Consider the following 25,694-nt stretch of genomic DNA (forward strand, 5'->3'; position numbering starts at 1 on the left):
GTGCTACGCAAGTGCTGCCAGACAAGCAAGGTATCGTCAGCCTGCACGCTTACAGCTCTTGCGCTGTCATATTCAACGCCACAGCCCGCCCCAAGGCATAGGATATATCCTCGTAAGATTTGCCGAACCCCTCAAACAAGGCGCGGTTCAAGGCTTGCCCCGCAGGCGTTTCGGAAAAGGCGATATAGGCCTGCAGATCGTCATCGGACAGCGGATGATAGGCCAGCAACAAGAATCCGAACAGCCACTGCGTGGTATCACGCGTGCTGCTTTCGATGTCACCGGCGGCATCCTCCAACATCTCCTCTTGCGTCATTTCGATCGCGCCCCCTTCGGCTAGACCGCGCAGGAACTGATAGTTGGAATTCAACGCGCTGGTCACATTGCGCGAGATCATATCGCCACTTTCGATATATTTGCCGATCAGTGCCAAGCGGGCATCGTCGCTGCCTTCGACTTCGGCAAAGCGCGCCCGCGCCGCGTCTTCGACATCGCTGTCCTGAATGGCGCGTCGTGCTGCGTTCTCCAACGCAATGATCTCTCTACCACGGCTGCTGGCGAAAAACGTGATCACTTGTTCCAGTGCATCACCGGACAATTCTTTTACCAACTCGGCACGTACCAGCTCCACCATACGGGCCGGTGCATAAATCTGTGACACCTGCTGCGCCCAGCCGGCACCGCCCTGCCCGTCCAACATCTCGATATTGATGTCCTGCGCCTGCCCCTTGCCTTCTTCACTCAGGATTACGGCAGCTTCGGACAGTTTAAGAACATCCACCAGCACGCTCATGCGCGCGTCGGCAAATGCCGCACTGCTGGCAAACAGCCAGAGCAGCGAGCACAGACCAAGGAAACGCCGCATCATAGGTCCTGACTGGGTTGCATGGCAGACAAGCGCGTGGCCACTTCTTCGAAACGGTTGGCCTGAATTTCATATTGCACAGCGTTCATCAACGCATAGACCTTTTGCATTCTCGGGTCCGCCAGCGCATCGGCATAATCAGCAACTTCCTGATCAGAAAACGCCTGATAGGTGTATGCGGCATTTGCAAGCGCATTGGCCTTGATCGAGCGGCGCATCTCGCCTTCCTGACTGCGCATTGCTTCGCGCAAATCCGGCTCGTCCATCCGCAATTCGATCACACCGGCACCGGCGGCCGCCATCAGGAACCTGATCTGCACCTCTTGGATAGCACGGATCGAACTGTCTTCGACGTCGCTGGCCTCGTTCAACCGCGTCAGCAATTGCACACGCGGTGAACCGATACGCACCAGCCCGTCAATGATCGAACTGCCGCTTTCTGATTTCAACCCGTCCTCGTCCACCATATGCGACGCGTTTTCGGCCACCACCAACCGTTGTCCCAGGTCAGAGGCGTAAAACCCCGCCGCATGATCCAGCAGATCGTCACTTAACGTCTTGGACAGAATGTCGAGCGCCATGTCATGCATCAGTTCCGTCTGGAAGACCTCGCGCACCAGTCGTGACCACTCGGAACCGAAATCATCCGCGCTCAGCCCCAGCATTTGCGGCGCGGAATCGGCTGAAAGCCGGATGCTTTCCAACGCAACATCAAACCCTGTCACCTCAAGAAACGCCTCCAGCCGGTCGGGGTCGGCAGCGCGGGCGGGCTGGCTTTGCAGGGCCAACGCCGCAAAGCACAAGAACGAGAGAACCAACAGCGGTACGCGCAAAACAGGGGTCATCACAGATCCTTTCATTTGCCGTTACCGTAGACCGCAACGCAGACCGATCCAAGCCACCCTGCGATCAAATTCACTTCATTGGAAAATCGGCCCCTGAAACCCTCTTGCCCCCTGATCGATCCTTGGGTATTGCGGCGCACCACACCAGCGCGGAGAGGTGCCGGAGTGGTCGAACGGGGCGGTCTCGAAAACCGTTGTGGGTGCAAGCCTACCCAGGGTTCGAATCCCTGTCTCTCCGCCATTACCCCCAAATATACGTTGCGAATATGTGAGAACTCCGAAAAACTTAGGTTTTTCTTGTTTCAGCCATTTGGCCAGTGCTGAGCAAAATGTAGGTGTGGAAATGAGGGGGCCATCGAAGAGGGACTTTGGCAAACGGCGAATGCCGCAATTTGAGAGGCAACTGAAAGGCGCATTTGTCCGATCTGCCCCATCGGGCAAGCATACTGACGCTAGAGGTTTATAACTCAATGTTTCGGAATCAGGTGCTCGCCGATGGGTGCTGCGCATAATGGTTCTGCGTTTCGACTGCCGGGGCGTTGGATATGCGCCAGCGTCACCATGTCAGATCGCAGGCTGCGGCTGGACGGACTGTTCCGGAACGCGCGCAAGCCACCTGTGCTGACGTCCATCACGCGGCACATCCGCCCAAAGTCGCAACCAATGTAGGGGTGCGCAACATGACGATCCTGCCGCGTGGGTCAAAGCAAACCGATTATCGAAAGCGGGATCTTTAGCTTGGAACGTTTCGCCAGCTACTGTTTCGAAAAATTGACCACAAAAGTGCTTCTGCGGCAGCATAGCCTCAAATCCGCCCGTGCTAAATCTGTGAAAGTGGAGATAATTATCTCCGAAAAAAACGGGCTCATACATCTTTTGTAGATAGTTCTTGGCAATGCTAAACGGCGAATAACTTGTCGCCGTTTTAGGGTTCTCTTATGAAAAATATTAAAGTCAGCACTGCGATTGCCGGGATCGTCGGCCTGGCCCTCGTCACGATGCTTCTCATGGGCGTCGCCGGCGCCGTCGTTTACGTTTCAGAGGTCCGGGTTGCCGGTGAACTGGCCAAGTCGGCCGATCTTGAGCGGAAGATGGGCGAGATTGAGAGAGGGCTGCTGCAGGCGCGGCGAAATGAAAAAGACTTCCTCCTGCGCGTCGATGAGAAATATGTCGGACGCCATACGGATGTTATGAGCGCGATCAAGGTTCATGTCGCGGAGGCAACTGCTGCCGCCGCGGCGATGGATATCGCTGGTGCGCGTGCGCAATTCGACAGCATGTTGCAGGGCATAACGGCCTATGAGGCGAGTTTTACGCAGCTGGTAACAGCGAAGACGACGCTTGGCCTTAATCCATCCTCCGGGTTGGAAGGGGAACTCCGCAGTGCTGTGCAAACCGTAGAGGAGGCCCTGAAAACTGTTGAGAACGCACCACTGCAGGTCAAGATGCTGATGATGCGACGTCATGAAAAAGACTTCATCATGCGCGGCGATCCGAAATATCTTGATCGGCTGAATGCGCGGGTGGACGAATTTCTTGAAATGGCTCCCCTTGCTTTTCGCTCTGTTGCTCAGCAAAACAAAGTGACGGCGCTCCTTGAAACCTACCAGACGGCGTTCGCACGCTATGTCAACGAATCCCTGAAGGCCGCGGAACTTCGCAGTGAACTTTCAGCGCGATTTGCTGATGTTGAACCGGTTTTTGAAGAAGTCGCCGGACTGATCCAAAGCCGCGTAGAAACAGTTCAGGCTGAAGCCGCACAGACACAAAAAAACCTGCTGCTCACAGGGGGCACCGGATTGGCGATCCTGATCGCGGTATTTGCCGTGGTCGGTGTCAGACTTGCCGTGTCGATCTCGCGCCCCTTGCAGAAGTTGACAACGGCAATCGGTCGTCTTGCAGAGGGGCATATGGATATCTCGACGACGCAGTCGAAAATCACCGAAGTCGCCTTGATCTCGAATGCGCTGGAAGTCTTTAAAAAGAATGCGATTGAGCGTGTTGAACTTGGCCGCAAGGCAGAGGAGGCTGAAAAGGCAACACAAGAGGCACGTGAGAGGGCCATGAAGGAAGAGGCGGCGCAGGCCGAGAAGGAGAAACAGCACGCCGATGTCGAACGTCAGCGCCTCGAGCAAGAGCGTGCAACCGAGCAACGGGTGACGGCGGAAATAGCGGAGGTGGTCGCAGCCTATGCGAAGGGTGACTTCACCAAACGCCTGAACGCTGAAGAAAAGGAAGGCGTCTTCGCCGCATTGTGCGAAGGCATGAACCAGATCGGGACCGCAACCGAAGCAAGTCTTGCCGATGTCCGGCAAATTCTGGAAGCTCTGGCAACAGGTGACCTTTCCAGACGTATGCCGGAGCATCACGAAGGCATCTTTCAGGAGATCGGCAAAACCCTGAATACCACATCGGAAGTGCTTACCAGTATTGTTGATCAGATTGCCGTCAGCGGGAGCATCATTGACGACTCATCTTTGGAAGTTTCTACAGCCGCTGACGATGTCTCCCGTAAGGCCGAAAGCTCTGCCGCATCCCTTGAGGAAACCGCAGCCGCAATCGAGGAGCTGACGTCTTCTGTCAAATCGACCTCTTCCAACGCTGCCGACGTCCGCACTCAGGTCACAAAAACCGAACATGAAGCACAGTCCTGTGCGCAGATCGCCAGAGATACCGCTGCGGCCATGGAAGGCATTGAAAAATCGTCCGGTGAGATTGGCCAGATCACGAAAGTCATTGACGACATCGCTTTCCAGACGAACCTTCTTGCGCTGAATGCGGGCGTCGAAGCGGCGCGCGCCGGTGATGCCGGCCGTGGATTTGCGGTCGTGGCGTCAGAGGTGCGTGCCCTTGCGCAGCGGTCGTCAGATGCTGCGCGGGAAATCAACATATTGATATCGACCAGCGAAGCGCAGGTGAAATCGGGGGTTGAGCAGGTAAGCAGCAGTAATACAGCCTTGGAGAAAATTCTAGAGGCGGTTCAAAGCGTTGCGCAACGCATCGGGTCGATTGCAGATGCCACAACCGAGCAATCCTCCACCATTTCCGCCATAAGTACCGCGATCGGTACGCTTGACCGCGCCACACAGGACAACGTCGCACGCTTTGAAGAAACCACTGCGGCCAGCATGGCTCTTCGTCAGGAAGCGTCGGTTCTGGCAAGCGAGGTGGGTAAGTTTAATACGGGCAAGTCTGTAGAGAAGAAAGACAAGTCGGTAAATGTCGTGGCGTTGGACAGGAAACCGGTCAATGCGCCTCAGAAGCAGCCAAAAGTGGCGGCAGCCGGCGGCGGCGGTACGGCCGGTTATGACGGGTGGGATGAATTTTGATCCAAAGTACGCGAGACATCATTTCCCCGCGCGCCATACCTGTAAGATTTGGGTGGCCCAACCATGAATGATACTAGCGAAGCACAGTCTAACGCCGAGGCGGTCGAGCTTCTGACTTATCTTGTTCGCGGCGAAGTTTACGCGATAGCTATCGGGTCAACCCGCGAGATCAGAAGCTGAACCGTGCCCTCGTCCGTTCCGGATGCTCCGCCGCATGTAGTACTTGATGCCATCAACTTGCGCGGTGTGGTGGTGCCATTGTTGAACCTCGCGACCTGTCTTGGGGTTACAACCCGGACAGAGAGCGAAAGAAATGTGATTATCGTTGTCGAGATTGACGAAACGCTGTTTGGGCTTCTGGTGGATGCGGTGTCCGATATCATCGCGCCGACCGAAGACGAAATGCAATCCCCGCCGGACGCGGCCAAAAGCGGTGATCAGTCTTATGTGCGGGCATCGACGTTGGTTGGCGAGAGGATGGTCAGGATACTGAATCTGGCAACTGTTCTGACACCCGTCGCAGATGCGGCTTAGATTGCAGCATCGGCTTGGTGGATATTGAGAACTCCCGCCGATGGTCAAGGGAAGCAGAAATTGATGGCCCGATGGAGCTTGGGTTAAAGCGGCTGGGAGCCCATAAGCTGAATACGGTTTTGCTGCTGCATATCCTCGCTAGGCGCAAAATGATGCCTCAGCGCAAAATTCGGTGCTGCCATCCAGCTGGATCACCAGTCGATGATGCAGACCATCGGGAAAAAAATCGAGGCCCTGGTTTTAGAACAATCTGCGCCTTCGCCTCGGTTGTTTGGGATGCATTTGGTCATGTGCAGTTCCAGCTGGGGTTCTGGCATGATCGTAAACGGCTTTTTCGACCGATAAGACACGTCAGCAGCTGGACCGGTTTCAGCGGACCCGGACTCAAAAAAAGACCTTTAACCGACACGGTACTGGCCCCTCGTTTGAAAATCGAAACTATCGACAGAGCCAACTCATTAATTGAGCTGCGCTCGCTTTCCTAGCTCTTGTGAGGCTGAACCGCCCTGATACGTGAAGCTGATTTTTAGAGTGCATCAGAATTAGAGCGAAGAGAGACATCAAAGTCTCACCGCCGCAAATAAGACATTAATTTAAATACTTTTAATCGAGCATTCCTAGATTGGCACCTGGTCACATTTAATCAATTCTCATCCACATTTTTCCATAAAACCAACAACGAGAAAGAACCATTTTACCCTCCGGCCTTAAGACATTTGAACACCGACTTGCGGGCAATCCGCAGTCGCTGAAACAAAAAAGAACCCATGGCCACATACACGATAACACTGTTTTCGCCCGACGATGCGACGAATTTGACCACACCCGGCCCTGCCGGTGCTTTCCCGTCAACCGGTGATGAGTTCCGGCTGAAATCTGACTGGTCGAATTCTACCGACGCCCTTATCATGACGGTGACGGATGACGACACAACATTAAGCGGCGACCCTGCTGAAACAGGTGTGGAAGATACCTCTCAGCAAACTGCAGTCGTGACCGATCCGTCCGGATCGCCAGTGGCCAGCGGATTTGCCTTCTCGGAATACGCTTTCGAACTGGTCGGTCCGGGCAATTCCGTGGTGACTGTCTATTCCATCTATATCGACGATACACTGGTCGGGTATGGGGCTGATGGCCCGATCCAACCGGGTGCGAATTATCTCGTTACCAACAGCTACCAGCCCAACGGGGCAGCCGCCCCCAGCTATAGTAGTTTTGATGCGCAAACATACGAACAGGCACCCGACAATACGATCACAGGTACCGAACGACAGGACAAACTGGAAGGCGGTGACGGCAACGACTGGATCAATGCACTAGGGGGCGACGACACTCTTGGTGGAGGGGCCGGAGACGATACTCTGGATGGTGGCGCAGGTGATGATCAACTGACAGGTGGCACCGGCAATGACAGCCTGACGGGCGGTGACGGCAGCGACACATTTCTGGTTTATGATGGGTTTGGAAGTGACACCATCGTCGGTGGCGAAGCTGGCACAAATAGCGATACGATTGATCTAAGTGCGCTGACAACACCGGTCACGGTCACCTACACAGGCGACAAGGCCGGAACGATCACAGACGGCACGTCGACCCTGTCGTTCTCCGAGATCGAGCGCATCATTCTGACAGAAGGCGCCGATGTGGTGCGCGGTGACAGCGACAGCGCCGGAATTAACATTGAGGGTCTGGGGGGCAATGACACCATCGATGGCGGGTCCGGCACTGACACCATCGACGGCGGCACGGGCAATGATAGCATCGACGGCAATGCCGGCGATGATAGCCTATCAGGGGGCGAAGGCGCGGATAGTATTTTTGGCGATACCGGCGCAGATACCGTTTCGGGTGGCGCAGGCGCTGATATCATTGACGGCGATGCTGGTGCGGATGTTCTGGATGGGGGATCTGGCGACGATACTCTGGATGGCGGTGGCGACAACGACAGTCTGATCGGCGGTGCTGGTGATGATCACTTCTTCTATACGACCGGCTACGGCCACGATACGATCGCCGATTTCAACACCGGTAATACCGGCACGCTGAACGATGGCATATACAGCAACAACGACAACATTGACCTGAGCGGATACTACGACGACATCTGGGAGTTGCACGCCGATCAAGCCGATGACGGCATACTGAACCAGTCAAACGCGACGAAGTTGAACGGCGACGCCGTCGATTATTCCAACAATACCCATTTCGGTGACGGGTCCCTCACCTTCACCGGGGCATCCGCAGACAACTCGAGTTTCACGTCTGAGAACACCGGCGTTGTCTGCTTTACCTCGGGCACAGCGATCCGCACGCCAACAGGTCCGGTCTTAATCGACAATTTGTCGATTGGCGATCTGGTCTGCACGATGGATAATGGCCCGCAACCAATTCGCTGGATCGGACGTCGTACCGTGAACAAGGCCGAACTTGCGGCTCAACCCGATATTTGTCCGATCCTGATCAAGCGCGGGATCCTTGGGGTAGAAAGGGATCTCCTCGTTTCTCCGCAGCATGGCATGTTGATCGACGGGGGCAAGCAGTTGGCGCGGGCCAGGCACTTGGCCGAAACGACCAGAGGTATTCGCGTAGCACGGGGCAAGCGCACGGTGACCTACATCCACCTGATGTTCGATACCCACCAGATCATTTTTGCGGAAGACGTACCGTCCGAAAGCTTTTACCCCGGCCCGATGGCGCTTAGGATGTTGAGCAATGCCGCACGACACGAGGTGTTTACACTTTTCCCTGAGCTTTCACGGGCTCTAAGCAAGAGGGCCGTCGCCTCCGTGTACGGACGTTCGGTGCGCGGATTTATGGCGCGACGCGACGTGAAGCAAAACGGCAAATGCAGGTCGGAAAGGACACTGTTTTCCATGCAGCCTAACCACTTGTCGTAGTTGTCGTCCTGCGCAATGCAGGAAGTCTGACAAAATACTTCGGTGACATCATCCGGCTCCGATAGCATGGGCCTGCAAAGACCGATGCCACGAAACGCGGCAAAGCGGCCCACATCAATCGCGGTGCCCTGCCCCTTTGCGCCCAACAAAAATAGCGCCGTTGACTGTCGCGGCGAAACAATGCGCCGCAACAGGCAGGTGGTCCGGTGATCAGATCGACTTGATCGCGCCACCGTCGATACGGATACGCGACCCCGTCACATAAGCGGCGCGTGCGGAAGCCAGAAAGGTCACCACATCGGCGAATTCTTCCGGTTTGCCATACCGCCCGACCGGAATGCCAGCGCGAGAGTTTGCAGCGACTTCTGCCACATCTTTCTGCGTGCGCTTAGCGGCTGCCGCATCCAGTTCGTCCACACGCTGCGTGTGGATACGCCCCGGCATCACCACGTTCACCGTGATCCCGTCAGCAGCCACTTCGCCCGCCAGCGTTTTGGACCACCCCACCACCGCAGAGCGGATGCCATTCGACAGCGCGAGGTTCGGGATCGGCTGTTCGACACCCGAGGATGTGACCGTGATCACCCGTCCCCAGCCGCGCGTCTTCATCGCTGGCAACAGGCGTGTCGTCAGGTGGAACAGGTTCGCGGCCATTGCTTCGAAATTGGCAATCCACGCAGTTCGTTCTGTGGTCTCCGCGGCTCCGGGGGGCGGTCCCCCACCGTTGTTGACCACGATGTCCACGCCGCCCTCTGCCATCAGCCCGTCAACCACCGCATCCACCGCGTCGATGTCCGACAGATCCAGCTTGATCGGGGTTACATTACTCATACCCTCTGCCCAGCTTTCGATCTTATCGACGCTTCGGGCCGCCGCGAAAACAATTGCCCCCTCGCCGGCCAAGGATTTCGCAATCGCCATGCCAATGCCACGGCTGGCGCCCAGCACCAGTGCGCGTTTGCCGTTCAGTTCCAGATCCATCAGTTCAATTCCTTCAGTCTTTGTTCTTGTCGTGTGATCAACTGATCAACCTCTCGGCGGCTCGCTTCCGACAAAGCTGCCCCCGGGTTTCGCAACGCGTCATGCGCAATAATTCCGCGTTTCGCGAGGGTATATTTGCGGATCGCGAGCCCCATACCCGGCTGCTGTTCAAACCGTGCCAAGGGCAGATAAGCATCAAAGAGATCACGGCCCCGCTCCGCTTCGCCGCGGGCGTAATGGTCCACAACCGTGACCATCATTTCGGGATAGGCAAATCCGGTCATGGCACCGTCGGCCCCGCGATCCATTTCTTCCGGCAGGAAAAGCCCGCCGTTGCCGCACAAGATAGAAATGCGCTTGTTCAGCACACCATCGCGGCGCAAAAAGCTGATCTTTTCCAAGCCCGGCCAGTCTTCGTGTTTCAGACAGACACAGGACGGCAAATCATTCACAATGCGGGCAATCACGCCCGATGACATCTGCACACCGGTTGCCAGCGGAAAATCCTGCAAGACAAACGGCACATCGCCAATCAATTCGGCCACTTGCGTGTAATAATTCACAATTTGATCGTCCGTGCGCAGGCTGCCCGGCGGGGCAACCATTACACCAGCGGCACCCAGATCCATCACCATCCGCGTCAGCGCATCGATCTGTGCAAATCCGGGGGCCGACACGCCAACAACCACTGGCACGCGGTTCGCGACCCTTTTCAGGATGCGGGCCACCACGTCGCGTGATTCCTCTACCGTTAGCTTGGGAGCTTCGCCCATCATGCCAAGAACAGTCAGCCCCGTCGCGCCCGCGTCCAGATAGAAATCGACCATCCGGTCACAGCTTTCCATGTCGATCCGGCCATCCGGATGAAACGGCGTGACCGCAATCACGAAAACGCCCCGCGCGTCAGTAGTCAGTTGTGTCATGCTTTTTCCAATCGAGTCTTTTGTAATGCCACGCGGCCGATTGCCATAGCGACCGCCGCCTGACAGGGTTCGACAACAGGCACGCCAAGGTAATTTTCGAGATCCGTGCGAAAGGCCGTCATGCCCGCGCAGCCCAAGATCAAAACGTCCGCCATCGCAGTGTCGCGCAATCGCGTGCCCACGTCTTTGAGACGCTCAAAGGTCCGGTTTTCATCCGCCAGTTCCAACACACCCAGTTCCAGCGGCATGTCGCCGGCCAAACGGTCCATCACGCCCATCGCGCCGACATAGCGCATATGCCGCGGGATGCTTTTGGACAGGATCGAGATGATCCCAAACCGCTGCCCCATGGTCATTGCGGTCAGGATGGATGCTTCGGCGATGCCAAAAACGGGGCGTGCGGATTGTTCGCGCACGGCTGCCAAACCGGGGTCGGAGTAGCACGCAATTACAAAGGCGCTTGTGTCATCTTCAAGTGCGGCGCAATGCGTCAATAGCGGGGCAACCACCCCATCCACATGCGCCTGACTTTCGATACCCGGCGGTCCTTCGGCCAGCGTGCGCGCAGCAATCGGAACCGGACTGGCGGCGCGCATCGGGTCGACCGCGCGGTCAATGCCATCGGTCACATGCTGGCTGCTGTTGGGGTTGATCACATAAATCGTCATTTATTCGTCCTACCTATCCCCAGAAATCCGATGGCAATTCCAGGTCGCCCTGCCCGCCAATGCGTGCAATCATTTGCGCGGCCTGCACACGGGCGTCCTCCAGAATTGCGGCCTCATCTACACGTGTCGCCTGCCCGTCGCGAAGGACAACCTCCCCGCCGACAAGAACGGTATCGACGTCATTGCCATTGGCAAAACAAACCAGCCGGTGCACCGGCATATTGGGCGGGTAAAGATGTGCGCGCCGCAAATCCACCACCGTGAGATCGGCCTGCTTACCCACCTCAACCGAGCCAATTCGGCTGTCCAACCCAAGCGCGCGTGCCGCTGCAATGGTACACATTTCCAACGCCTTACCGATGGGCAGAACCGATGCGTCCCGAAAATGGGTACGGTGATAATGCATCGCCTGCTGCATATGGCGCAACATATCACCCGAGCGATCCGGTGCTGTTGCATCTGATCCCAGCGCAACCGTCGCCCCTGCCGCCATCAGCTCGATCGCCGGACAGCGGCCCATGATCGACGCATTTGCCGAAGGGTTATGCGCGATTTTGGTGTCACTAGCCGCGACCAGATCAATTTCATCCTCGTGAAGATCAATACAATGCGAAAGCAGCGTTTCCGGCCCCAAAAGACCGAGCTTTTCTGCCCGCCGTATGGAGCCGCGCCAATGTCCGTCTTGGGTGAAAACCAGCCCTCGTTCACGGGCATAAGCGCGCACAAGCTGCGCTTGCTGACAGGCGGTGGCATAATCGGCGGGCGGCATCTCTTTCTCGTGCTCATCCCGCAACACGGGATAGAGCATCGCAATCTGGATGCGCCCCTCGTGGGTGTCATGCCAAGCTTGCACGATCTCACGAGAGGTCTGCATCTGCTGCTCAAAACTCACCTCATAATGGCGCGGCTCACCCGTTTCCCAATCGGCATAGAGCCGCGGATGCGGTGCTCGCGTCGGGCCAACGGCCACCATGCTGCGGGTGCCCACCTCCACCACACCGCGACAATGCGCGGCGGCATAAGCCGGATCGTCAGTGCGCATGATGGTATCGCCGCCGCCCAATAGCGAAACACCCGTCGTCACGCCAAAACGCAACCGCTCCAACGCTGCAAGACGTGCTTCGGCGTACCAGAACTCCGGCGGTGAGGCTTGCGTATAAACCTCGCCGCAGATGTCTTCCCACCGGTCACCGCCATGCATACCGATTGATTTGATCAACCCGTGCCCCGCATGGGCATGGACGTCGATCAGTCCCGGTATGATGATCTTTCCCGCGCACTCAATGACCTCTGCGGCCTGAACCTGCGCGCCAATTTCATGCGCCGTTCCGATTGCAACGATCTTGCCCGCCGCGACAGCGACCGCGCCCGCGTCGATCACGCGGCGCTGCGGGTCCATAGTCACGACCGTGCCGCCGGTCAAAAGTGTATCAACCTGCATCGCGCACCTCGCTCAGATCGGGAAGACGCGCCACGTCGATCACGCCGTCGGCGGGCATCTCGAACGCGGGGTGGTTGCCCGCCAGTCCAATCACGCGCAAGGGATTATAAAGCGTCAGCCATGCAGGGTCTTCTTGTAGAAGGGCATAAGCCTCGCGCCAGATATCGGCCCGTGCGCCGCGGTCTGTTTTTACGCGCCCCTCATCAATCAGCGCTTCGACCTTGGGGTTCGCGTAGCCCTGCCACCATGACCCTGCCACACGTGAATCGATTTTTTCGAAAAGCACGCGGTATGTGCTCATCGGGCTGGAATCGAAAACACATAAATCGCGGATCTCCTTGCGCCGCACCATATGTGCGTATTCCTCCCTTTCGGGGTGGATAAACACCTCCAGTTTGATCCCGACCTGCGCCAATTGTTCGCCAAGCGCCGCCGTCAGGCGCTCCGCTTCGTCTGGCAGACGTGTGGGGCAGTCAACGCGCAGGGTCAGGCCATCCGCATACCCTGCACCCGCCAACAGGGTCTTGGCGCGGGCACGGTCCATGACCATGCCATCACCCTGCCCCGCGCCGAAATGGTTCGGGCTGACAAATCCGCGCAAGGGGCGTGCAGCGCCCTGCATGACGGTGGTAATCAAAGCCTCCCTGTCGACAGCAAGACTAAGCGCCAGACGGACATCCGCATCGGCCAAAGGACCACGCGCCGCGTTCAGCAAATAGATGATTGCGACAGGTGACAAGAAGACGTGGCGCATGGCACCAAGACATCGTGACTTTTCGAAATCAAGGCCAATGGCCGCTTGCACCTTACCCTGCTGCAACAGATCGAGACGCGCTTGCGGATCGACCTCTAATTGCCATGTGACGCGAGCGTTTGCAGGGGAACCTGCGAAATGATTGTCAATTCGCTCTGCGGTGATGCAGTTTCTGGAAATCTCGGTTAACCGATAAGGGCCCGATCCAATCTGCACCCCGTAATCCTTGGCATCCAAAGCGGCAAACGCAGAGGGGGCAACAATGAACCCTTGCTCCAGCACATCAAGCAGGTCCGCCATCGGTTCTGCCAGCGTCAGCGTGAGTGTTGATCTGTCCACCACCTCAATCTGCGCACCGCCAAGGAACTGCCGCCAGACGGCAGGTGCGCCCAGTGTGTACCCCTTGTCCTCGCGGGCCATCCGAACCAGACAGGCCGCAACCGCATCTGCGTCGCAGGGAGTTCCGTCGTGAAACGCAACATCCGGCTGCAAATTGAATGTCCATTGGCGTGCGTCGGTCGAAACCTCCCAACTTTGCGCAAGATGGGGCACAAAGTCCTGACCGACGCGGCGCACAAGCGTGTCGTATACCGCGTGCAGGATCGTCAACTCATCCGTCGCATCCGTACAATCATGAGGGTCGTGCAGGCCAAGCCGCGGTTGCGCAATGATCATGTCAGTACGTCCCTTTCCGGTTCATCGACCAAATGGCAGGCCACCGTCTGGTCATTGCCTACATCTTGCAGCACCGGCCGCTCTTTGGCGCAGCGGTCCCACGCAAACGGGCAGCGGGTGCGAAAGCAGCACCCGGAGGGCAGTTCCAGGGCGGATGGCACCTCACCGCTCAGCGAAATTTCTTCGACTTCGCGCTTTTCCTTAATGCTTGGTGCTGCGGACAGGAGTGCACGCGTATAGGGATGGCGCGGCTTGGCAAACAGCGCATCGCGCGGCGCGTTTTCGACCATGAAACCAAGGTACATGACCCCGACCCGATCCGCGATGTGATTCACCACGGACAGGTCATGGCTGATGAACAGATAGGCCAGACCGAATTCATCCCGCAGATCCATCATCAGATTCAGAATTTGCGCCTGAATCGACACGTCCAACGCCGAGACGGGTTCATCCGCAATGATAAGCCCCGGCGTCACCGACAAGGCGCGCGCGATGCCGATGCGTTGGCGCTGACCGCCGGAAAACTGGTGCGGGTAACGCCCTGCATGTTCCGCGTTCAAACCGACTTTGGCCAAAAGCGCTTCGGTTTTTGCCGCGACGCCCTTGCGTTCAGCCGCCGATTTGGTCTGCTCCAACAGCGGTTCGGCCACAATGTCGCGCACCCTCTGGCGCGGGTTAAGAGAGGCGAAGGGGTCTTGGAAAATCATCTGCATCTTGGCCCTTACGGGCAACATTTCCGAAAACCCGTGCTGGGCGATGTCCTCGCCATCGACTTGCACGGTGCCGCCCGTTGGTTTGTAAATGCGGGCGATTGTCTTTGCGACCGTGGATTTGCCACAGCCGCTTTCGCCGACCAGCGCCATGATCTCGCCGCGCGCGATCTTGAAGCTGACACCGTTCACCGCATGCACGACGGGCCGGTCAATGCGGATGCCTTTGGCGCTTAACCGAAGGCGATCCAGCACGCCGCCCCCGATGGGAAAGTGCATCTCAAGGTCACGCACGTCGAGCATGGGTGTCATATCGTTCATGCGCTTTCTCCCGGTGCCAATGGAAAGTGGCAGGCCGCCTCCAGCGAGGTATGTTGGGGCTGCAACACCGGCTCTTGCTGGGCACAGAGGGCCTGCGCGCGGGGGCAGCGATCCTGAAAATTACACCCTTTCGGCAGGTTGCGGATATCCGGCACCGAGCCGGGAATTTGTTTAAGACGCGCATGACGGTTCAGCGGGTCAGGAATACTGTCGATCAACCCACGGGTGTAAGGATGCGCAGGCGAAGAGATCAGATCGCGCGTACGGCCGCGTTCCACGACTTTGCCGCAATAAAGGACGGTGATGTGATCGGCCATTTCCGACACCACAGCCAGATCATGGGTGATCAGGATCATGGACGCGCCTTTTTCCGCAATCTGCGCGCGCATGAGCTTGAGTATCTGGCTCTGGATTGTGACGTCCAAAGCCGTTGTCGGTTCATCCGCAATGATCAATTGCGGCCGCGCCAGCATCGCGATCGCAATCACGACGCGCTGGCGCATGCCGCCGGAAAACTGGTGCGGATAGGCACCCAGCCGCTCTGCGGCACGGCTGATACCGACGCTTTCAAGCATATCAATGCAGGCCTGTTTGCGTGCTGCTGCATCCAGATCGGTGTGCAGGCAGAGCATTTCGTCCATTTGACGTCCGACCGTATGCAACGGGTTCAGCGATGTCATCGGGTCCTGAAACACCATGGCAATGTCGCGCCCGCGTATCTGGCGCAGCCGGTCTTCGCCAGCCTGAACCAGGTTTTCCCCCTCAAGCAGGATTTCCCCGCCTTCGATTTTTCCGGGGCTGTCGATGAGGCCAAGGATGGAAAAGCCGACGACCGATTTGCCGCCGCCGCTTTCGCCCACAAGGCCCATCACCTCGCCTTTGCCGACGGAAAAGCTGACGCCGTTGACGGCCTTTACCGTGCCGGAAAACGTGTGGAAATAGGTGCGCAGGTCACGCACATCTAGCAAAGGATCAGACACCGTCATTTCAACCTCGGATTCAATTCGTCGCGCAGGAAATCACCGAACAGGTTGATCCCGAAAACCAGCATCATAATGGCGACCCCGGGAAAGACCGACGTCCACCACAGGCCCGAAAACAAAACGTCAAAGCCGTTTTTGATCAGCAAACCCAATGACGGCTGGGTGATCGGCACCCCCACCCCCAAAAAGCTGAGCGATGCTTCGATCAGCACAAAGGTACCGACCTGAATTGTCGCAATAACGATCAGCGGCGTCAGCACATTCGGCAAAACATGTTTGCGGATAATTTTCGCGTTCGACAGCCCCGCAACCTTAGCCGCCTGAACGTATTCTTTTTCGATCTCGGACAAGGTGGAGCCGCGCACCGTGCGCGCATATACGACCCAGCCAACCGCTGTTAAGGCGATCAGCACTTTGTCGACCCCCGTGCCCACAGCCGACATCAGAAACAGTGCGATCAGGATTGAGGGAAACGACAACTGAATGTCTGCAATCCGCATGATAATCGCATCGGCGATACCACCATAAAACCCTGCAATCAGTCCCAATACCGTTCCGATGGTGCAAGACGCGATCATCGCCACCAGACCGATGAAAACGGAAATGCGCGCGCCGTACAGGATTGACGCCCAGACATCACGGCCCTGCCCGTCTGTGCCCAGCACGAATTGCGGATCTCCACCCTCAAGCCAGACCGGTGGTTTGTAGCTGTCCATCAGGTTCAACGATGCGATGTCATAGGGGTTTTGTGACACCAGAAACGGCCCCACGATCACCGCAAACGCAAAAAGGACCATCAACGCGCTGCCAATGACGGCAGAGGTGCTGCGGGTGTAATTATGGAAGAACTCCGAGCGGAGGAAAGAAGTCATGCGACCCTCATTTCAGCGTGATGCGCGGATCGATCAGCGTATAAACGAGATCGACCAGAAAATTGATGACAACAAAAATCACCGCAACCAGCATCAGGTAGACGACAATCACAGGACGGTCGGCACGGTAGATTGAATCGATCAGCAGTTTGCCCATCCCTGGCCAGGAAAAGATGGTCTCGGTGATCGTGGCAAAGGCGATAAGATCGCCCAGTTGCAGACCGAAGATCGTCACAACCGGGATCAGCGCATTTTTCAGGCCGTGCTTGTACAGGACATCGCGCCGCGTCGCGCCCTTTGCCCGCGCGAATTTCATATAGTCCTGACGGCCGACTTCCATCATGCCCGCGCGCGTCATGCGCAGCAGAATGGCCATGGTGCCAAGGGACAGGGTCACAGCGGGCAGCACGATGTGATGCCAACCGTCCCACGTCACCAAACTGATGCGAAAGCCGAATACCTCTGCAGTGTCCCCCCGCCCCGAGGACGGAAAAATGCCCCAGTTCACCGCGAACAGGTAGATCAGCACCATGCCAACCCAGAAACCGGGCAGTGAAATGCCCAGCAACGAACCCGACATGATCGCGCGGCTCAACCGGCCGTTCGGGTTCGCACCGGCATAGACCCCAAGGGGAATCGCGAAAACGATTGCCAGAACCATTGCGACCAGAACCATTTCGACGGTCGCGGGCAGTCGTTCAAGGATCAGCGTCATCGCGGGTTGGCGGAAAACGTAAGAATGTCCGAAATCACCCTGAAGCAGGCTGGTCAGGAATTTCCAGTATTGAACGATCAATGACTGGTCGAGCCCGAGGATACGGCGTGCCTGTGCAATTTCAGCGTCCGTCGCATCAATTGGCACGACCATAAAGACCGGATCGCCCGTAAAGCTCATCATCATGAAAACCACGACAGAGACGACCCAGAGCACGAGCAGCATCTGTATCAGGCGTTTGAGAAGGTATCCAAACATCGCAGCGGGCCGTCTTTCATTGAAGGGAAATCAGAACGTTCCCCACAGCGTATAGGCTGCGGGGAACGCAGGACGTGCAGGATCAGTCGACGTCCATTTCAAAGGCCGAAATGAACTTGTCGACGCGCGGTACAAGCGTAACACCTTTGCGGGCGGCATAGACGTCCTGCTCGTAATGCATCGGGATCATCGGAATGTCCGCCATCAGGATTTTGGTCGCTTCCTGAAGGTATTCATCGCGTTTGGCGATGTCGGGCGTTGAATCGGCCTTATCCAGCAGCGCGTCCATTTCGGCGTTGGAATAGGAACCGCGGTTGACCTGTCCATAGCCCTCTTTCTTGTCGCGGCTATAGAACAGCGCACCGTACATCGAACCGGCATCCCCCGATGGCACATCCCAGCCGCTCATGATCAGGCTAGAGTTTTCCGTCGGCACCCGGATATAGCCCCAGAAGTTGGACTTGGGCATGATGTTCAGTTCAAGATTTACATTGATCTTGGCCAGCATTGACGCAAGCGCCTGTGCAATCTGCGCATCGTTGACGTAGCGGTTGTTTGTAGCGTCAAGCGTCATCGTAAAGCCGTCAGGATACCCCGCGTCGGCCAGCAGCTCTTTCGCCTTTTCGATATCAACCGGATACATCTCGCGGAAATCCATTCCGTCCACAAAGCCCAGATGGGCCTCTGGCACGAATTGCGCGGAGGGCGTGGCCAGTCCATTCATGACGATTTTGTTGATCGCATCCATGTCGATGGCCCGCGCGATTGCTTCGCGCACACGCTGGTCCGTCATCGGGTTCTTGCCTTCGATGGTCGGCGATTTCTCACGCGTGTCCATCGCAAGAACGACGTTCAAAAGACTTGGCCGTGTGATCACCTGAAAGCGGTCTTCGGACTTTACGCGGTCAACATCGCGCACCGCGAGATCCTGAATAACGTCAACTTCGCCCGTCAAAAGCGCGGCTGTGCGTGTTGCCGGATTGGTGATCGGACGGAAGGTGACCGTCTGGATCGCAGGCGCACCGCCCCAGTAATCGCCAAATGCCGTCAGGACCAGTTTTTCTTCCTTGATCCACTCTTTCAGCATGTATGGGCCTGTGCCCATCGGCTTGAGGTCCATTTTCTCGTCGCCGGTCTGTTCCGTGTATTCCTCATCAAGGATCAACAATTCGGCCAGATCGTTCGGAAGTACCGCATAGGGTTTCGGCGTTGTGATCTCAACCGTCAGGTCATCCACGGCCTTCACGGAGGCAACATTCGCCACAAGATCAGGACGGATAGACGCACGCGCTTTTTCGACCGTGTAAACAACATCCGCTGCGGTGAACGCATTCCCGTTATGGAACGTTACCCCCTCGCGCAGCTTGAAGCGCCATGTCACGTCGTCCACATTTTCCCAGCTTTCCGCGAGGCCGGGACCGAATTCCAGTTCCGGGCTGCGCGACACCAGCGCATCATACAGATGGTAGTACATGATATTGGAGGACAACTCCTCGCCCGCAAGCGGGTACAGGTGGCTCGGATCCGATGTCAGACCGATGGTCACGGCCTTCTCTTGGGCGAGCGTCGCGCCGGCAGCAGCCACGACAAATGTCGCGCCAAGGGCGCCAATGCGCCACGTATTTCTATTCAGGTATTTCATGGTAACTCCTTTGTTGGTCGCTTTCGCGTGAGGTCGTCGGGGCGGTTTGCCGCCTCTCTTGCTTATCCGTCGTTCGTCAGTGGCCCGGCTTCGCGGTTTGCACTTCGATCTGGTATCCTTCGGGGTCATTCATGGCGAAGGCACGTATGCCGAGTTCTTCGCTGTCGCGCAGTTCGGTCATCCCCGCCACGCCATGCGACTGCGCCCAGGCATACCAAGCGTCTACATTCGGGACGCGCAGACAGATCTGCACTGTTTTATCCTCGGCCCAGTTCTGCATCCCGCGGGCTTCATCAACCAGACCGACGTGGGCCTGCCCGTCTATGCGATAGATTTTGGACCATCCCTGATCGATGGCCAACTCGAACCCCAGCACGTTTTCATAAAACGCCATCGCCGTCGGCAGGTCGCGATAATATTGAAACGTGATCGCAAGGACGATGCCATCGTCGGGCCGTTGAGGGGGGTGTTGGGACATGTGCGTTCCTGAATATCAAATTTGGTATCCAGACGGTATACATTAAAAAAACCGAGTCAACGCCTGTCGGAAAAAAACCGGCTGTCACGGGCCTTCGTCAATCAGAATGGGTGATTAATGTGCGAGATGATCGATTCGCGCACCTTTTTAAGATGCAGCCTCATCGCTTCAGCGGCATTCTCAGGCGCACCATCCACAATCGCGTCGATGATGGCGAGGTGTTCATGACAACCTGGTTCGAACCGTTCAGGAATGGACCCTTGGTCATACATGCGGGTTTTGACCTTCAGACTCTCGATCAGTTCGGCCAACAATCGTGACCCCGCCCTGCGGGCGATTGCAAGGTGAAGCTGGACGTCCAGAGCGAAATGCGCTTCGGGGTTTGGGCGACTTCCATCCAAAAAATCAACGGTTTTCGCACGTAAACTCAGCAATTCATCCAATTTTGCGTTAGATGCGGCAGCCTTGCGCGCCGCCTCGCACTCCAGCAGACTGCGGACGTGCAAGATCTCCATAATATCCGCCAATGAGATACTACTAACCACCGGCGTGCCGGAGGGCGCACGTTCGGCAAATCCTTCGCTCACCAACTGACTGATCGCCTCACGCACCGGCGTGCGCGACACGCCAAGCCGGTCGGCAAAGCTTTTTTCCCGCAGGGGCAAGCCGGGCTCCAATGTCCCGTCAAGGATCATCGCCTTCATCCGCTCGAAGGTTGAAGTGCCCAAAGTTTGTGCGGCATCGGCCATGTCGTCCCTCCTGATGGCATGCATTTTCTATGTAAAAGCACGCAGTGTATTCCAAGTTTCCAAATTTGGTATACACTTGGTATTTCATTATACAAAACTCAGGCGGCGGAAACCACATGAAAGACGCAGATTTCGACACACTGGTGCAAGGGGCCACCGTCGTCCACTCAAATGGCGTGGATATTGCCGATATCGGCATTCAAGATGGCATCATTACCGCAATCGGGCCGGACCTGAAAAATACAGCCGTGACGAGGATCGATGCGCGCGGATTGATCGCCCTACCCGGCGGTGTGGATACCCATTGCCACATCGAACAGGTGTCCGGTGCGGGCCTGTTGAATGCCGATACCTTTGAAACCGCAACTCGGTCTGCAGCGATGGGCGGTACGACAACTGTCGTCTCCTTTGCGGCGCAACACCCCGGCAACAAGATCAGGGATGTTGTCGACGCCTATGCCACATTGGCGCGCAAGGGTTCGTTGATCGACTATGCCTTCCACATGATCGTCGCCGAGACAGCACATGGTAATCTGGAAGACGACATTCCCGCCCTGATCGCGCAGGGTCACCGTTCGATCAAAATTTTTACGACCTATGATAAGGTAAGACAGGACGATAAATCGATTCTGGACATTCTGGCCGTGGCGAAACGCGACGGCGCACTGGTGTGTTTCCACGCAGAAAACGACGGCCTGATCCGCCACATGACTGAAAAGCTTTTGGCCGAAGGCAAAACAGCGCCGAAATATCACGCCCTGTCGCATCCCCGTCTGGCCGAAACCGAAGCCATCGACCGGATGTGCCGGTTTGCCGAATTCACTGATACGCGCATCATGATTTTTCATGTCTCCACACGCGAGGGAGCCGAAATCATTCGTGCGGCCCAGAAACGCGGCGTGAAGGTCATGGCGGAAACCTGCCCTCACTATCTGTTCATGACGGCGGATATTCTGGAGCAGGACAATCCTGCGCGTTTCATGTGCTCGCCGCCACAGCGCACGACGGATGACCAAGATGCACTGTGGGACGCGATTGCTGACGGAACCATTCGGCTGGTCACGTCGGATCATGCCCCGTACCGCATGGATGAAACCGGAAAGTTCGCCCACGGCGACGATGCGCCGTTCAACAAAATCGCCAATGGCATGCCCGGTCTTGAAACGCGATTGCCCCTGATGTTCAACGAAATGGTGAGCAAAGGGCGCATGGATCTGACCGCCTTCGCTGAACTGACAGCGACCGCGCCCGCCGACGCGTTTGGTCTGTCGCGTAAAGGGCGCATTGCCGAGGGCTTTGACGCCGACATCGCCCTCTGGAACCCCTCGATTTCACACACGTATGGTGCAAACGACCTGCACGACAACGTGGGCTACAATCCGTTTGAAGGCACCACCATACGCGGAATGCCTGTGAGTGTGCTTTCGCGGGGGCGCCGGATTGTGACCGAGCGATCCTTGCAAGGACTGGCCGGCGATGGCGCATGGCAGCGCATGGCCCACCCCAACCTTTCCGCTTAGCTCTGACAGTCCCCGGTATTGTCCCCCCGCGTGTACAGCATTTACGCGCCGCCATGATGCGCAGTTGATCCTTGCCTTGATGATCATCTGCGCACCTTGGACCTACCGGCCAATTATTGTTTCATCCGCCACCTTGCCACCTAAAAATGGGCGTTTGGTGTAGGGTTCAAGCGCGGCTGCGTGCTCCGCATGCCGCAAATTTGCGCGACAGCCAGCCGTGTTCGTGCGTCCCTCGCGTCCCGCCCGCGAAACACCATCTGCATTGCTTCTTGACACGATCTTAACCGGCAGCCTCTACATGACGGGCCGGTGTTGTCCTGCGTTTAACGCATCGTGCCAAATTGAACAGAAAAACAGGAGCAGAAATGTATACTTTAAGCGAATTCAAATGGGGCACCGGTGAAACCGGAGAGGCAGGCGGGATCGTGAACTGGAGTTTCGCAACCTCACCCGGGGACGGATTTGTATTCGCAGATTTCATCACACAAGAGGCCTTTCGCACCAATATCCGCGATGCGTTTCAAACTTGGGAAAACGTGGCCAACATCGACTTTGTTGAAGTTGCCGACGGCGCCGACACACAAATCCGTTTGGGCTGGGATGACATGGACGGACCGTCCGGCGTCACGGGTGAAGCGTCGTTCGGCGGTTCCAAAACTACATCAAGCCTGTTCACCATGACCTCTGCCGAGGTGCGTTTTGACCAAAGTGAAAACTGGATCACAACCTTTGATGGCGCGGCGGGGGAGATCGGTTTCTTTCAGGTAGCGGTGCACGAGATCGGGCATGCCATTGGCCTTGATCACACCAATGACCCCGACACCATCATGTATGACCGCAATCTGGACCATCTGACGGGATTGGGTGCGGGTGATATTGAAGGGGTGCAAATTCATTACGGGGCCTCGATCCCACCGGCAGGAACCGATGGCGATGACGTTTTTGCGGCGCGCTTTGGCGATGATGTGGTGGACGGGCTGGCCGGTACCGACACCCTGAACCTGAGTGGCGATCAATCGCAATATACCCTGACCCTCTCTGCGGATACGCTGGTCGTAACAGATCGCCAAACCGGACGCGATGGCAGTGACACGCTGGTCAACATGGAACGGCTGGATTTCCAGACGGGCACGGACCCCGATTTCAACATCGATACCTTCGACAGTATCGCCACGCTGGCACCCGCTGATCTCTCGCAGATTGTCGAACTATATATTGCCTATTTCGACCGCGCACCGGACGCGTTGGGACTGGCGTTCTGGGGTAATGCATATGCGGACGGGTTGTCACTGAACGCCATGGCCGCCCTGTTTATCGACCAGGCTGAGACTCGCGCCACCTATCCTGAGGGCATGAGCAATGCTGAAATCGCCACAGCCGTATACAACAACGTGCTGGGGCGTGTACCGGACGCGGATGGGTTCAATTTCTGGGTCGGTGTGCTTGATGAGGGCGCGGTCGGGCGCGATGTGTTTATTCTTTCGGTCCTTGAAGGGGCAAAGGCCGACATCCCCGACGGATCTTCGGCAGAGTTCGCCGCACAGGTACAGGCAGACCGCCAATACCTTGCGGACAAATTCGATATTGGTACCTATTTCGCGGTCACCAAAGGCATGTCCGACACGGATGATGCGCGACAGGCCATAGCGCTGTTTGACGGATCGCAAAGCAGCATCGAGGCGGCAGTAAGTGCAACGGATGGTCATTACGCCGCTGCACTGGATGCGAATAGCGGTGATTTCCTGATGCCATTGGTCGGGGTTCTTGACGATCCCTTTGCGGCCTGACGCCATACCCCAGTAGAATGCGCGACAAGGCCGCCAGTCGACAGGCGGCCTTGTTTCCTGTCAGGTCAGCCGGCTTTTCAACAGATCACCGGATTTGGCCAGTATCGGATAGCCAACCATCGAAAACGACGTGTTGATCTGCTTGAGCGCGCGCAGCGTTTCCTGATGGATATTGCTGGTCTCGATGCTTTCCACCAACCCCTCGCGCAACCGCTCCAGATGATGGCGCTGCAGTTTTTGCTCCACGCGGCGCACCTTTTCCTTGGCGGCCACCAGTTCACGCGCCTCCGCAGGATTCTGGTTCATCATCACATTCAATGCCAGCTGCACATTCCCCGACACCCGATCCAGAAAATCACCAATCTCTTCGCGCCCTTTTGGCGAAAAATGAACGCCTTGTGCGTGCATGCGCTGGGTCAGCTCCAACATCGTTCGCGTGATCGCATCGGAAGCGGCATCAAGGCTGGTTGAGATCGACGCAAGGTCCATCGAGCGGCGGCTCAACTCCTCGTTCAGCCCCTTCTGCCCCAGCTTGGCCAGATACAGCTTTATCTCCAGATGCATTTTCTTGATGGTGCGGTCCTGATCCTCAATCGCTTGCGCGCCAAGGCTGTTCCACGTGTCGTACAGGGGCTCCACCGCGATCAGCATTTTTTCGATGCGCTGCCCCATGTCCAGCAATTCGCGTGCCGCACAATCGAGCCCGCGACTGGGGCGCTCAAGGGCCGCAGGGTCAAGCGCGCTACCCGCGTCAAGCGTCAGCGTCGCCGAGGACTTGTCCGTTAGAACGCGGGCAATGACACGCGTAACACTGACGGTGAAGGGCAGCGCGACAACGGCGACGGCGACGTTGAATACCAAATGCAGGTTTATGGCCTGTCGCGCCGGATCCGCCCCGAGATAGGTCAGAAGCTCCGGTTTCACACTGACCAGAACCGCGGCAATCAACGCACCACCGCCGCGCAAGACAAGGTTTGCGACAATCATCTGCCGTGACACAACCGGTGCCGACAGCGTCAACACATAAGCGATAAAAGCCCCGCCAAGATTGGCCCCAAGGATCATGGCTGCCGCTGCAGTAGGCGGCAAAATCCCCTGCCCTGCCAAAGTAACAAACAGCAGGACCGCTGCTACGCTGGAATGCACGATCCATGCGAAACCGGTGCCAATCACAAAAGCCGTTAACAGATCACGCCCCAGGTATTCCATCACCGCCAAAGTGCCCGGATTGGCGACCATGGGGCCGGTTGCAGCGCGGATCATATCCAAGGAAACAAAGATCAACGCGAGGCCGGTCAGGATGCGCCCGACCTGACGCAGAGTGTCATTGCCTGAACGCAAAAACAGCGAGACACCAAGCAACAAAAGCAAGGGGATGAAAAACGACTGTCGCACTAGCAACAGTTGCGTCACCAGCGCCGATCCGACGTCCGCCCCCAGAAGTATAACAAGTCCAGTCGCCGCAGTGAGCGCACCTTTGGCCACGAAATTTGACGTTAAAACTGCCACAGCCGTTGAGCTTTGCAAGAATACCGCCGCCCCAAGACCAGAGCCGGCCGCCAGCAAACGGTTGTTGGCCGAATGCCTAAGCCACGTCCGAAGCTGGTTGGCGAAACCGCGCTCCACACCCGTACGTACAAGCCGCACCGCCCAGATCAACAAGGCAGCAGCGCCTGCAATATTCAGCAGGAATTGAATGAGATGCGGTTCGTTCAACGCGACGCTACCTTGTAACTATCGAAAGATA

The 25,694-nt window shown here is 57.0% G+C and carries 21 protein-coding genes and 1 tRNA gene; 7 read left to right on the forward strand and 15 right to left on the reverse strand.

Annotation, left to right across the window (positions count from 1 at the left end; genetic code table 11):
* Nucleotides 1-49 precede the first annotated feature (49 nt).
* Both Z947_RS0113115 and Z947_RS0113120 read right to left on the reverse strand, forming a co-directional pair.
* Entirely contained in the window at nucleotides 50-865 is an 816-nt protein-coding gene (locus tag Z947_RS0113115; RefSeq protein ID WP_025044754.1) for a DUF2059 domain-containing protein, read from the reverse strand.
* Entirely contained in the window at nucleotides 865-1,710 is an 846-nt protein-coding gene (locus tag Z947_RS0113120) for a DUF2059 domain-containing protein (RefSeq protein ID WP_025044755.1), read from the reverse strand. Before Z947_RS0113120 ends, Z947_RS0113115 begins: the two co-directional genes overlap by 1 nt.
* A 151-nt stretch (nucleotides 1,711-1,861) precedes the next feature.
* On the opposite strand from Z947_RS0113120, the gene Z947_RS0113125 reads away from it, so the two are divergent.
* The 5 genes from Z947_RS0113125 to Z947_RS21105 all read left to right on the forward strand — a co-directional run bounded on the left by Z947_RS0113125 (nucleotide 1,862) and on the right by Z947_RS21105 (nucleotide 8,470).
* Nucleotides 1,862-1,951: transfer RNA gene (locus tag Z947_RS0113125), tRNA-Ser, on the forward strand.
* Between the two features lie 697 nt (nucleotides 1,952-2,648).
* The gene (locus tag Z947_RS21095; protein ID WP_025044757.1) at nucleotides 2,649-5,039 is read left to right on the forward strand and encodes a methyl-accepting chemotaxis protein; all 2,391 of its coding nucleotides are present in this window, start codon (nucleotides 2,649-2,651) and stop codon (nucleotides 5,037-5,039) included.
* 183 nt (nucleotides 5,040-5,222) lie between these two features.
* A complete protein-coding gene (locus Z947_RS21885; protein ID WP_081781150.1) occupies nucleotides 5,223-5,573 on the forward strand; it encodes a chemotaxis protein CheW in 351 nt (116 codons plus the stop codon).
* A gap of 17 nt (nucleotides 5,574-5,590) precedes the next feature.
* Nucleotides 5,591-6,058 carry a hypothetical protein gene (locus Z947_RS22110; protein WP_156026659.1) on the forward strand — a complete coding sequence of 156 codons (468 nt, stop codon included), beginning with the start codon at nucleotides 5,591-5,593 and terminating at the stop codon, nucleotides 6,056-6,058.
* Nucleotides 6,059-6,340: 282 nt separating this feature from the next.
* Entirely contained in the window at nucleotides 6,341-8,470 is a 2,130-nt protein-coding gene (locus Z947_RS21105; RefSeq protein WP_025044758.1) for a Hint domain-containing protein, read from the forward strand.
* Between the two features lie 210 nt (nucleotides 8,471-8,680).
* On the opposite strand, the gene Z947_RS0113155 is transcribed toward Z947_RS21105, so the two are convergent.
* From Z947_RS0113155 to Z947_RS0113210, 12 genes are all read right to left on the reverse strand, one after another.
* A complete protein-coding gene (locus Z947_RS0113155; RefSeq protein ID WP_025044759.1) occupies nucleotides 8,681-9,451 on the reverse strand; it encodes an SDR family oxidoreductase in 771 nt (256 codons plus the stop codon).
* Nucleotides 9,451-10,374: a dihydrodipicolinate synthase family protein gene (locus Z947_RS0113160; RefSeq protein ID WP_025044760.1), complete on the reverse strand. Its 924-nt coding sequence runs from the start codon at nucleotides 10,372-10,374 to the stop codon at nucleotides 9,451-9,453. Before Z947_RS0113160 ends, Z947_RS0113155 begins: the two co-directional genes overlap by 1 nt.
* Entirely contained in the window at nucleotides 10,371-11,042 is a 672-nt protein-coding gene (locus Z947_RS0113165; RefSeq protein WP_025044761.1) for an aspartate/glutamate racemase family protein, read from the reverse strand. Before Z947_RS0113165 ends, Z947_RS0113160 begins: the two co-directional genes overlap by 4 nt.
* A 13-nt stretch (nucleotides 11,043-11,055) precedes the next feature.
* Entirely contained in the window at nucleotides 11,056-12,483 is a 1,428-nt protein-coding gene (locus tag Z947_RS21110; protein WP_037938920.1) for an amidohydrolase family protein, read from the reverse strand.
* Nucleotides 12,473-13,912 carry an ABC transporter substrate-binding protein gene (locus Z947_RS0113175; protein WP_025044762.1) on the reverse strand — a complete coding sequence of 480 codons (1,440 nt, stop codon included), beginning with the start codon at nucleotides 13,910-13,912 and terminating at the stop codon, nucleotides 12,473-12,475. The genes Z947_RS21110 and Z947_RS0113175 overlap by 11 nt, the downstream gene beginning before the upstream one ends.
* A complete protein-coding gene (locus tag Z947_RS0113180) occupies nucleotides 13,909-14,943 on the reverse strand; it encodes an ABC transporter ATP-binding protein (protein ID WP_081781151.1) in 1,035 nt (344 codons plus the stop codon). Before Z947_RS0113180 ends, Z947_RS0113175 begins: the two co-directional genes overlap by 4 nt.
* A complete protein-coding gene (locus Z947_RS0113185) occupies nucleotides 14,940-15,923 on the reverse strand; it encodes an ABC transporter ATP-binding protein (RefSeq protein WP_025044764.1) in 984 nt (327 codons plus the stop codon). The genes Z947_RS0113180 and Z947_RS0113185 overlap by 4 nt, the downstream gene beginning before the upstream one ends.
* Before the next feature lie 2 nt (nucleotides 15,924-15,925).
* The gene (locus tag Z947_RS0113190) at nucleotides 15,926-16,798 is read right to left on the reverse strand and encodes an ABC transporter permease (protein ID WP_025044765.1); all 873 of its coding nucleotides are present in this window, start codon (nucleotides 16,796-16,798) and stop codon (nucleotides 15,926-15,928) included.
* Nucleotides 16,799-16,805: 7 nt separating this feature from the next.
* A complete protein-coding gene (locus Z947_RS0113195) occupies nucleotides 16,806-17,771 on the reverse strand; it encodes an ABC transporter permease (protein WP_025044766.1) in 966 nt (321 codons plus the stop codon).
* A gap of 82 nt (nucleotides 17,772-17,853) precedes the next feature.
* On the reverse strand, nucleotides 17,854-19,413 hold the full coding sequence (locus Z947_RS0113200; RefSeq protein ID WP_025044767.1) for an ABC transporter substrate-binding protein: 1,560 nt from the start codon (nucleotides 19,411-19,413) through the stop codon (nucleotides 17,854-17,856).
* Between the two features lie 76 nt (nucleotides 19,414-19,489).
* Entirely contained in the window at nucleotides 19,490-19,891 is a 402-nt protein-coding gene (locus Z947_RS0113205) for a VOC family protein (protein ID WP_025044768.1), read from the reverse strand.
* A 101-nt stretch (nucleotides 19,892-19,992) separates the two neighbouring features.
* Nucleotides 19,993-20,640: a GntR family transcriptional regulator gene (locus Z947_RS0113210; protein WP_025044769.1), complete on the reverse strand. Its 648-nt coding sequence runs from the start codon at nucleotides 20,638-20,640 to the stop codon at nucleotides 19,993-19,995.
* A 116-nt stretch (nucleotides 20,641-20,756) separates the two neighbouring features.
* On the opposite strand from Z947_RS0113210, the gene hydA reads away from it, so the two are divergent.
* A complete protein-coding gene (hydA, locus tag Z947_RS0113215) occupies nucleotides 20,757-22,160 on the forward strand; it encodes a dihydropyrimidinase (protein ID WP_025044770.1) in 1,404 nt (467 codons plus the stop codon).
* Between the two features lie 365 nt (nucleotides 22,161-22,525).
* The gene (locus Z947_RS0113220; protein ID WP_025044771.1) at nucleotides 22,526-23,947 is read left to right on the forward strand and encodes a matrixin family metalloprotease; all 1,422 of its coding nucleotides are present in this window, start codon (nucleotides 22,526-22,528) and stop codon (nucleotides 23,945-23,947) included.
* A 60-nt stretch (nucleotides 23,948-24,007) separates the two neighbouring features.
* Here Z947_RS0113220 and Z947_RS0113225 read toward each other — a convergent pair whose 3' ends face one another.
* Nucleotides 24,008-25,663 carry a Na/Pi cotransporter family protein gene (locus Z947_RS0113225; RefSeq protein ID WP_025044772.1) on the reverse strand — a complete coding sequence of 552 codons (1,656 nt, stop codon included), beginning with the start codon at nucleotides 25,661-25,663 and terminating at the stop codon, nucleotides 24,008-24,010.
* Nucleotides 25,664-25,694 lie beyond the last annotated feature (31 nt).

The organism is Sulfitobacter geojensis, from assembly GCF_000622325.1.
GTDB lineage: Bacteria > Pseudomonadota > Alphaproteobacteria > Rhodobacterales > Rhodobacteraceae > Sulfitobacter > Sulfitobacter geojensis.

Coding starts and splice junctions, on each gene's coding strand:
- Z947_RS0113115 (WP_025044754.1), bottom strand. CDS start 865: ATGCGGCGTTTCCTTGGTCTGTGCTCGCTGCTCTGGCTGTTTGCCAGC.
- Z947_RS0113120 (WP_025044755.1), bottom strand. CDS start 1,710: ATGACCCCTGTTTTGCGCGTACCGCTGTTGGTTCTCTCGTTCTTGTGC.
- Z947_RS21095 (WP_025044757.1), top strand. CDS start 2,649: ATGAAAAATATTAAAGTCAGCACTGCGATTGCCGGGATCGTCGGCCTG.
- Z947_RS21105 (WP_025044758.1), top strand. CDS start 6,341: ATGGCCACATACACGATAACACTGTTTTCGCCCGACGATGCGACGAAT.
- Z947_RS0113155 (WP_025044759.1), bottom strand. CDS start 9,451: ATGGATCTGGAACTGAACGGCAAACGCGCACTGGTGCTGGGCGCCAGC.
- Z947_RS0113160 (WP_025044760.1), bottom strand. CDS start 10,374: ATGACACAACTGACTACTGACGCGCGGGGCGTTTTCGTGATTGCGGTC.
- Z947_RS0113165 (WP_025044761.1), bottom strand. CDS start 11,042: ATGACGATTTATGTGATCAACCCCAACAGCAGCCAGCATGTGACCGAT.
- Z947_RS21110 (WP_037938920.1), bottom strand. CDS start 12,483: ATGCAGGTTGATACACTTTTGACCGGCGGCACGGTCGTGACTATGGAC.
- Z947_RS0113175 (WP_025044762.1), bottom strand. CDS start 13,912: ATGATCATTGCGCAACCGCGGCTTGGCCTGCACGACCCTCATGATTGT.
- Z947_RS0113180 (WP_081781151.1), bottom strand. CDS start 14,943: ATGAACGATATGACACCCATGCTCGACGTGCGTGACCTTGAGATGCAC.
- Z947_RS0113190 (WP_025044765.1), bottom strand. CDS start 16,798: ATGACTTCTTTCCTCCGCTCGGAGTTCTTCCATAATTACACCCGCAGC.
- Z947_RS0113195 (WP_025044766.1), bottom strand. CDS start 17,771: ATGTTTGGATACCTTCTCAAACGCCTGATACAGATGCTGCTCGTGCTC.
- Z947_RS0113200 (WP_025044767.1), bottom strand. CDS start 19,413: ATGAAATACCTGAATAGAAATACGTGGCGCATTGGCGCCCTTGGCGCG.
- Z947_RS0113205 (WP_025044768.1), bottom strand. CDS start 19,891: ATGTCCCAACACCCCCCTCAACGGCCCGACGATGGCATCGTCCTTGCG.
- Z947_RS0113210 (WP_025044769.1), bottom strand. CDS start 20,640: ATGGCCGATGCCGCACAAACTTTGGGCACTTCAACCTTCGAGCGGATG.
- hydA (WP_025044770.1), top strand. CDS start 20,757: ATGAAAGACGCAGATTTCGACACACTGGTGCAAGGGGCCACCGTCGTC.
- Z947_RS0113220 (WP_025044771.1), top strand. CDS start 22,526: ATGTATACTTTAAGCGAATTCAAATGGGGCACCGGTGAAACCGGAGAG.